At 63.0% G+C, this 7959-nt stretch carries 9 protein-coding genes and 1 pseudogene; 3 read left to right on the forward strand and 7 right to left on the reverse strand.

Translation table 11 applies throughout. The features are described from left to right. Genes VL202_RS06785 through VL202_RS06795 form a run of 3 tightly spaced genes read right to left on the reverse strand, consistent with a single transcriptional unit; the run spans window position 1 to window position 3157 of the window. Window positions 1–378, reverse strand: coding sequence for a Na+/H+ antiporter subunit C (locus tag VL202_RS06785; protein ID WP_325463367.1), 378 nt, complete (start codon window positions 376–378; stop codon window positions 1–3). Beyond that, window positions 378–797: a Na(+)/H(+) antiporter subunit B gene (locus VL202_RS06790; RefSeq protein WP_325463368.1), complete on the reverse strand. Its 420-nt coding sequence runs from the start codon at window positions 795–797 to the stop codon at window positions 378–380. The genes VL202_RS06785 and VL202_RS06790 overlap by 1 nt, the downstream gene beginning before the upstream one ends. Then, a complete protein-coding gene (locus VL202_RS06795) occupies window positions 794–3157 on the reverse strand; it encodes a putative monovalent cation/H+ antiporter subunit A (RefSeq protein WP_325463369.1) in 2364 nt (787 codons plus the stop codon). The genes VL202_RS06790 and VL202_RS06795 overlap by 4 nt, the downstream gene beginning before the upstream one ends. 249 nt (window positions 3158–3406) lie before the next feature. Between VL202_RS06795 and msrB the strand changes: the two genes are divergently transcribed. Next, window positions 3407–3814, forward strand: a complete 408-nt coding sequence (gene msrB, locus VL202_RS06800; RefSeq protein ID WP_325463370.1) for a peptide-methionine (R)-S-oxide reductase MsrB — start codon at window positions 3407–3409, stop codon at window positions 3812–3814. On the opposite strand, the gene VL202_RS06805 is transcribed toward msrB, so the two are convergent. Beyond that, window positions 3772–4092 (reverse strand): hypothetical protein, encoded by a 321-nt coding sequence (locus VL202_RS06805; protein WP_325463371.1) that lies wholly within the window; start codon window positions 4090–4092, stop codon window positions 3772–3774. The genes msrB and VL202_RS06805 overlap by 43 nt on opposite strands. A 237-nt stretch (window positions 4093–4329) precedes the next feature. On the opposite strand from VL202_RS06805, the gene VL202_RS06810 reads away from it, so the two are divergent. After that, window positions 4330–4854, forward strand: coding sequence for a hypothetical protein (locus VL202_RS06810; protein ID WP_325463372.1), 525 nt, complete (start codon window positions 4330–4332; stop codon window positions 4852–4854). Window positions 4855–4875: 21 nt separating this feature from the next. On the opposite strand, the gene trhA is transcribed toward VL202_RS06810, so the two are convergent. Both trhA and VL202_RS06820 read right to left on the reverse strand, forming a co-directional pair. Next, window positions 4876–5535, reverse strand: coding sequence for a PAQR family membrane homeostasis protein TrhA (trhA, locus tag VL202_RS06815; RefSeq protein ID WP_325463373.1), 660 nt, complete (start codon window positions 5533–5535; stop codon window positions 4876–4878). Window positions 5536–5756: 221 nt separating this feature from the next. After that, window positions 5757–6179 carry a universal stress protein gene (locus VL202_RS06820; RefSeq protein ID WP_325463374.1) on the reverse strand — a complete coding sequence of 141 codons (423 nt, stop codon included), beginning with the start codon at window positions 6177–6179 and terminating at the stop codon, window positions 5757–5759. A 321-nt stretch (window positions 6180–6500) separates the two neighbouring features. Here VL202_RS06820 and VL202_RS06825 point away from each other — a divergent pair, with 321 nt between their 5' ends. Continuing rightward, window positions 6501–7364 carry a VOC family protein gene (locus VL202_RS06825; protein WP_325463375.1) on the forward strand — a complete coding sequence of 288 codons (864 nt, stop codon included), beginning with the start codon at window positions 6501–6503 and terminating at the stop codon, window positions 7362–7364. A 24-nt stretch (window positions 7365–7388) separates the two neighbouring features. Here the strand turns inward: VL202_RS06825 and VL202_RS06830 are convergent. Further along, window positions 7389–7959: pseudogene (locus tag VL202_RS06830) on the reverse strand (hypothetical protein); the annotation flags it as partial.

The following is a 7959-nucleotide window of genomic DNA, read 5'->3' on the forward strand; positions in this document are numbered from 1 at the left end:
TCAATATCCGAGCGGCGGCAGGGTATCATCGTCGGGCTCGGCCACCCGCATCGCATCGGTACTGTCGAACTTCAAGTCGACATAGGCCCGCCAGGAGAGCACCAGCAGGAAAGCGAAGAAGGAGAAAGAGATGACGATGGCAGTCAGGATCAGCGCCTGCGGCAGCGGATTGGCCGTCGGCCCGGCCGGCACGTCGAGCCCGGCTCCGATCACCGGCGGCACTTCCCGCATGATCCGGCCAGAGGTGAAGATCAAGAGGTTGACCGCATTGCCGAGGATGGCGACGCCGAGCAGCATGCGGACGATGAATTTCGACAGCAGCAGATAGACCGCGATCGCAAGGAAAATGCCGGTGAGAACGGACAGGATCGGTTCCATCACTCGTCTCCTCTTTCCTCGAGCGACAGCGCGATCGACGTGACGGCCCCGACCACCACGAGATAGACGCCGATATCGAAGCTCATGACGCTCGACAGCGGCACTTCCTGACCAAGGATTACCGGAGTGACCCAGAGCCCGGACATGAAGGGTACATGGAACAGCATCGACAGCAGTCCCGACAGGGTCGAGAGCAGCAGCCCGGCGCCGGCGATGGCGAGCGGATGAAAGACAATGGCGCGGCGCACGGTCTCGACGCCGAAGGCGATGCCGTGGATCGACAGGGCAGCGACCGCGATCAGGCCGCCGATGAAGCCGCCGCCCGGTTCGTTATGGCCGCGCAGCAGCACGAAAATCGAAAACATCACCATGACGGCGACGATGACGGGGGTAGCGGTGCGCAGGATCAGCGATTTCATCGGCCCGCCTCCGGTTCGTCCGGATCATTGTCGGCGATGCGGCGGAGCGAACCGGCCCGCAAACGGATAAGCGACAGGATCGCCAGCCCGGCGATCATCACCACCGCGATCTCGCCCAGCGTATCGGTGCCGCGGAAGTCGACGATGATGACGTTGACGACATTGGCGCCGTGCGCGATCGTTTTCGAATACTGGTTGAAGAAATCGGTGAGCGCCGTGTCGAAAGGCGCCTGCGTTACCTTGAGGAGGAACAGCGTGACGCCGAGCCCGCAGGCAAGCGCGATGGCCGCGTCCGGCAGCGTCTCGCGGAACGGCCGGCGGTCGGTGGGAGACAGCCTCAGGCGTGTCATCACCAGGGCCAGGATGACCACAGCCAGCGTTTCGATCATGAATTGGGTGAAGGCGAGATCCGGCGCGCCATACAGCAGGAAGATTACCGCGACCGAGAAACCCTGGATACCGAGCGAGACGATGGCCGTCAGCCGGTCCCTCGCCAGAACCACGGTGACAAGGCCCGCGACCGCGATCACGATCACGGCGATCTCGTGCAGCGGCACGTCGCCGGGAAAGACCGGCGCGCTTGCCAGTTCGCCGAACAGGAACGGCGGCACCAATAGAACGAGCGCGAACAGGACGAACGTCACCGTCATATAGGTGTCCAGCCGGCCGTTCTGTAGCCGGCGGGTCACCGCCACGGACAGGCGGACAAGCCCGCGGATCGCCTGGTCGAAACCGCGATCCGGTCCCCAGCCGATGGCAACGAGGGCGTTGCCGATAGCGGAGCGGATCTGCGCCAACTGGAGATAGACGGCGATGCCGAGGACGATCGTCAGGATCGACAGGGCGAACGGCAGGCCGGCATGGATCGCAAGCGACATGGCAACCGCGCGCGTCTCGCCGGCAATGGCCGATGCCATGGGCGAGGATATCGACGCATGCAGCGTATCGGAGAACACGGCAGCCGCCAGACCGGCGACAGCCAGCACGGCCGGTCCGAGCCAGAGCGGAAGCGGCGCTTCGTGCGCATGCCGCGGGGTGTCCGCCACCGTGCCGGTGAAAGGCTTCAGTGCCAGGGCAAAGGCGATGGTGGCCATCAGCGCATTGCCGATGATGGTCAGCACGGCAAGCACGATCGACCATGCACCGCCGGTCAGGAGCGCGGCATAAATCTCCTCCTTGGCGAGAAAGCCGAAGAATGGAAACAGACCGCCCATCGACAGGGCCGCCGCGAGCGCGATCACGAATGTCAGCGGCATGGCCCGGCGCAAGCCGGAAAGCCGGGTGATGTCGCGGGTTCCCGTCTCGTGGTCGATGATGCCGGCAACCATGAACAGCGCGCCCTTGAACAGCGAATGGGCGACGAGATAGAGCACCGCCGCCTCGATCGCATGCGGCGCGCCAAGGCCGGTGAGCAGGACGAGCAGCCCGAGCGACGCCATGGTCGTATAGGCGAGCATCAATTTCAGATCCGTCTGGCGCACGGCGAGCAGCGCGCCGATGACGAGCGTCGCCGCCCCGAAGACGGGCAGGATCACCTGCCATTCGGTCGTGCCGCCGAGAACCGGATTGAGCCGCATCAGGAGATAGACGCCGGCCTTCACCATGGTCGCGGAATGCAGGTAGGCCGAAACCGGCGTCGGCGCTTCCATGGCATTGGGAAGCCAGAAGTGGAACGGGAATTGCGCCGACTTGGTAAAGGCGCCGCCCAGCACGAGGATCAGCACGGCGAGATAGAACGGGCTTGCCTTGATCATTGGGGCAAGCGGCAAAAGCGCCGAGAAGGCAGCGACGCCGGAAACGTTCCAGAGCAGCAGCAGGCCCGCAAGCAGGAAGAGCCCGCCCCCGCCGGTCACCACCAAGGCCTGGAACGCGGCCCGCCTGGCGGCTTCGCGGTGATGATCAAAGCCGATCAGCAGGAAGGAGGTGATCGAGGTCAGTTCCCAGAAGACGAACAGCATCAGCAGATTGTCGGACGCGACGACGCCAAGCATCGAGCCCATGAACAGGAGCAGGAACGAGAAGAACCGACCCTGATGCGGATGGCCTTTGAGATAACCGCCGGCATAGAGCACGATCAGCGCGCCGATGCCGGAGATCAGCAGGAGGAAGGTCAGCGACAATCCGTCGATCAGCCAGGAAAAGGTGACATGGAGCGACGGTACCCAGGCGTAGCCGCCTGTGATCACCTCCCCTTTCGAGATGGCATCGGCAAAGCCGGCGAAATGGGCGAAGATGGCAACAGGGACAAGCGCCAGGATCCAGGCTGCGTTGTGCCCGAGCAAGCGGGTCAGCAACGGCGCGACGAGCGCGCCCAGGAACGGAAGGCAGAAAGCCAGAAATGTCAGGTCGACGACATCCATGGTTCCGTTCGTTCCTTTCCGGTATTACGACAGCGAAGGATGTAAAATCCGGCGCCGATGACAGATCCTTTCGGGATAGGGCAAGCGGCAGGCAAACTCAAGGATTGTCGGAACGGATCGGCGTCCCTCCCCAGCATTTGGCCCTTTCCTCCGGGACATATCGCCATAGATCAAGCCGTTGACCGGCCGGCGGTGGCGTTTGCCGCCATGCGCAAGCCTCCTATATCCGATGAAATCAGGGAGAAACCGATGCAGAATAGCAGCACCTTGAAAGTGATGAAGACCGATGAGGAATGGCGCGCGCAGCTGACGCCCGAACAATATCGGATTACCCGCCAGCACGGCACGGAACGGGCTTTTTCCAGTCCCGATTTCGATCTCGGCAAAAAGGGCATCTATCATTGCATCTGCTGCAACCGGCCGCTCTATCGCTCGAACACCAAGTTCGATTCCGGCACCGGCTGGCCGAGCTTCTACGCGCCGATCTCGCCCGACGCGGTGACCCAGCATCACGACCCGTCCTACGGCATGAGCCGCACGGAAATCCGCTGTGCCGACTGCGACGCCCATCTCGGCCATGTCTTCCCCGATGGTCCGCCGCCGACCGGCCTGCGCTACTGCATGAACGGCGTGGCGCTGACCTTTGAACAGGAATAGCCCGACAAGGCCTTCAATGGACGGACTTCGCCCTCGATAACCGCGTCGATCGCCTGCGGTGCGCCGAACGCTTCCGAAAAGAGCGCAAACAGCCCGAGCGCCAGGGCGACGAGTGTCGCCAGCGGCACGACGGCGAAAATCAGGATCAGCGACCAGTTGCGCCCCGGCGTCTCGTCCTCGTCGCCGTCCACCCAAAGCGGCAGCCGCTCGTCATCGACGCCGGAGCGCCGATGCGACCCCGAATCGCTCTGATCAACGCGTTTGCTACGCTTGGACATGTGCTCTTCTTCCCTGTGTGCCCACCATTTAAACGACACCGCCGGCCATGGTTTGTGAAACATCCAAGAATGCTAACAATGTATGAATGCGCCTCGTCGGCCACAAACGCCCTCTACGGTTTCAATTCAGAAATAGTTTCAACTTGTGTTTCTTTTTCGGCAGGACGCGCGAATAAAGTTTCACGGCGCGGCGTCCCGGAAATAAAAGGTGCGCCGTACTGCCCCAGGAGACTGAAAATGAGCCTGAAATACGTGCTGTCGGCAGTCGTCGCGCTGACGCTCTCCTTCCCCGCTTTCGCCGCGGATGACTGGACAGGCTACGCCAATCCCCGTTTCGGATTCGGCGCGGCCGTTCCGCCCGGTTTTGCGCTGGCGCAGGAAAGCGACAATGGCGACGGAGCCACCTTCCGATCGGATGACGGACGCTCCGAACTCCTGCTGTTCGGCACGACTATCGTGGATGGGGATTTTTCCGACGAGGTCCGCCAGCGAATCGTCTGGGACAGGAGCGAAGGCTGGGCGATCACCTACGACAAGGTGACCAAGGGCTGGGCGAGCTATTCCGGCGCGAGGGGAGCGGACATTCTCTACGTGCGCGGCGTTCTCCTGTGCGACGGAAGTGCTGCCTATTTTCACCTGCGCTATCCACAGGACGTCTTGGCGCAATTCAATCCGCTGATCGGCCGGATGGTCAAAGCGCTGCGCCCTGCCGGCGGATGCGGACAGTCGCCGAAGGCGGCGCCGGGTGCCGCGCAAAACTGAAACCGACAGTGATCGGATGGGTCAGAGCGAAGCGCCGCTGATGCAGGTCAGCACGGCCGAATAGTGGACGGCGGCGGCGGTGACCACGAAACCGTGCCAGATGGCGTTCTGGAACCGCAGCTTTTCCCAGACGTGGAAGATCACGCCGCAGGAATAGATGATGCCGCCCACCAGGATCAGGATCAGCGTCGTCTCCGTCAGTTGCGACAAAAGCGGACCGGCGGCGAAGACGCCGCTCCAGCCCATGGCGAGATAGAGCAGGATCGCCACTCGGTCGAAACGGCCGGGAAAGACGCATTTGATCAGCACGCCGACAAAGGCGATCGCCCAGATGCCGATCAGCATGCCGAATAGGAAGGGATCGTCCCAGCCGCGCTGCAGGAAGGGCGTATAGGTAGCGGCGATCAGGATGAAGATCGAGGAATGATCGAAGCGGCGCAGGAACCACTTTGTCCGCGAGACGGGATACAGATTGTAGAGGAAGGAAATCGACAGGGTCGCGACCAGACCCGCACCATAGATCCAGGCAGCTGCGAGTTGGCCGGACGTGCTCCAGAGCGTGGCATAGAAGATCATCGCGGTGACGCCGATCAGCGCACAGGCAAGCCCGACGCCATGAACGACGCCATCGGCGATCAGTTCGGAGCGATCATAATTCCACTTGATGCCCTTGATCTCCACGCAAGCCTCTTCGTTTCGTCTTCATAAATCCGTCGGCGCTCTTCGCCGACGCCAGTGCTGGTGACAGCCGTCCATGGCAAGGTCATGGCGGGAGCGCCGGTCATGGCAATTTGACACAGACCGGCGCTTCGAAACAGGCCGAAGCCATCAAAATTTGAAACAGCCCGTCATCGGCGATCCCGCGGGCAGCCTGGCCGGCGGGCGCCCGGGCGAATGCCTTTTTACCGGTCGATCAGCACCGAGCAGCCGCAATGGCTGGCGACGCGGCTGGCGGTCGAGCCGAGGAAATAATCGATCAGCCCCGGCCGGTGCGAGGCGATGATCACCAGATCGGCGCCGACGTCCGCGGCAAAGGCGTTGATGGTCCCGGCGGCACCGCCGACGCGGATTTCGACGCGGCCGTTGACGGCATGTTTTTCCTTCAGGCCAGTCAGGGTCTCCACGGCGTTCTTGCGCGAGGCTTCGACCAGTTCCAGCGGAAAGTCGATGATCATATAGCCCTGCGCATAGGCGTTCAGATCCTCGACGACATTGAGCAGGATGATTTCGCCGCCATCATCGAGCAGCGACTGGGCACGTTCGAGGGTTTTTTCGCCATGTTCGAGCTGGTCCATGGCAATCGGCACGATGATTTTCTTGTACATGGCACTCTCCTTGGTCCGGCGCGCCTTGCATCACGGGTTCTGTCCGGGCCGGCAGCCTGTTGTTTTCAAACACTTGCCGGCCAGCGCGTCCCATTCAATATGGGACTGCCGGCGGCGGCGGACAAGCCGCCATTCGGTCGCAGGCGATGCTCGCCGGCATCGGGAAGAGGGGCACTGTCAACAAGGGCACTGTCAACAGGGGCAGAACGGTACATCCACACTCTGCCATCTTCCGGCTGCCGGCGGGCGGCCCCATATTGCAGGAACAGACCCGACATCCCCTGACGGCCCGATTGCCGGGCCAAACCGGAAGGAAATGCCATGACAAGCCTCGCCGCAGACCACGCCACCCGCATGCCGGTCCATGTCGACCATGTGCATCTGGCGGTGCGCGACCTGCCGATGGTTTCGGCCTTCTACCGCGACATGATCGGCCTCGGATCGATCGAGAAGACCGAAAGCGGCGAGGTGCTCGGCGTTGCCGGACAGCCGCTTTTGACGCTTTTGAGCGAAAAGGATGCCGTAATCGCACCGCGCAACGCGCCCGGTCTGTTCCACACTGCCTTTCTCTTGCCGGACCGCACCGAACTCGGCCGGTTCCTCGTCCATGCGGCCAGCCGGAATGTGCCGCTGCAGGGAGCGTCGGACCATCTGGTCAGCGAGGCGCTCTATCTCGACGATCCGGAGGGCAACGGCATCGAGATCTATCGCGACCGCCGGCGCGACGAATGGGACTATCTCGACGACGGCACGGTGAAGATGGCGACGCATGGGCTCGACCTCCAGGCGCTCTATGACGAGACCCCCAAGGACAAATGGGAAGGCATGGCGCCCGGGACGACGATCGGCCATGTGCATCTGAAAGTGTCCGAGGTGGCGCAGGCGGAGGCCTTCTTCCGCGATGCGCTCGGGCTGGACCTGATGGCCACCTATCCCGGCGCCGGCTTCTTTGCCTCGGGCCGCTATCACCACCATGTCGCCGCCAATATCTGGAATTCGCGCGGTGCACCGAAACGCACGGCCGGCATGACCGGGCTTGCCGAATACAGCCTGCGTTTCAACGACCCTGCCCTGTTGCAGACTACCCTCGCGCAACTGGACAGGCTGGAAATCCCGGTTTCCCGCGACGGCACCGGCGCCTCGCTGACCGACCCCTGGGGCATGCGGCTGAAACTGGCGGCGTAGGCTTTCCCCGCCGCCAGTCCGCAATCAGTGGGTCTTGCCGGAGCCGCCGACCGCAACAATCGCAAAGGGCTGGCCTTCGACGGCAACGGTCCGGGTCTCCTCCAGGGTCTCGCTGTCGATCATGCGCACGAGGCCATGGCGGGGATCGGTGATGGCGATCTCGGCGCCGGCAACCGCGAGACGTGGGCGCGGGTCCCGCCAATGACCGTCCTTGCTATAGGGCTCGGTGACGGTGGCTGAGCGGGTGATGCTGCCGCTGACGATATCGAGGACATGCAATTTCCCATCCTCGGTGAGGATATAGGCATTGCGCAGTCTGGCCGGGTCGAGCGCGAAATCCACGCGCCGGGTGGGCAGGTCGACGAGGCGGTAGGGCGTGGCGCTGTCGGGATCGATCAGCACCAGCCTGTCCTCGCCGTAGTTGCCGAGAAAGACCTGCATCGCCTTTCCACCCAGCAGGGTCGAAACCTTGCCCTCCGGCAGGCTCTCGTCATAGGCGAGCATGTCCAGCTTCGGCCCGTCGAGACCGCCCGGCCGGGCGATGAGAACCCCCTCCTTGCAACCGAAGGCGACAAGCCGCGCGGACGTTGCCTCG

The organism is Pararhizobium sp., assembly GCF_035497515.1.
GTDB lineage: Bacteria > Pseudomonadota > Alphaproteobacteria > Rhizobiales > Rhizobiaceae > Pararhizobium.

What these genes read in the sequence shown, in the direction of transcription:
- VL202_RS06785 (WP_325463367.1), bottom strand. Translation starts at nt 378, where the DNA reads ATGGAACCGATCCTGTCCGTTCTCACCGGCATTTTCCTTGCGATCGCG.
- VL202_RS06790 (WP_325463368.1), bottom strand. Translation starts at nt 797, where the DNA reads ATGAAATCGCTGATCCTGCGCACCGCTACCCCCGTCATCGTCGCCGTC.
- VL202_RS06795 (WP_325463369.1), bottom strand. Translation starts at nt 3,157, where the DNA reads ATGGATGTCGTCGACCTGACATTTCTGGCTTTCTGCCTTCCGTTCCTG.
- msrB (WP_325463370.1), top strand. Translation starts at nt 3,407, where the DNA reads ATGCAGAATAGCAGCACCTTGAAAGTGATGAAGACCGATGAGGAATGG.
- VL202_RS06805 (WP_325463371.1), bottom strand. Translation starts at nt 4,092, where the DNA reads ATGTCCAAGCGTAGCAAACGCGTTGATCAGAGCGATTCGGGGTCGCAT.
- VL202_RS06810 (WP_325463372.1), top strand. Translation starts at nt 4,330, where the DNA reads ATGAGCCTGAAATACGTGCTGTCGGCAGTCGTCGCGCTGACGCTCTCC.
- VL202_RS06820 (WP_325463374.1), bottom strand. Translation starts at nt 6,179, where the DNA reads ATGTACAAGAAAATCATCGTGCCGATTGCCATGGACCAGCTCGAACAT.
- VL202_RS06825 (WP_325463375.1), top strand. Translation starts at nt 6,501, where the DNA reads ATGACAAGCCTCGCCGCAGACCACGCCACCCGCATGCCGGTCCATGTC.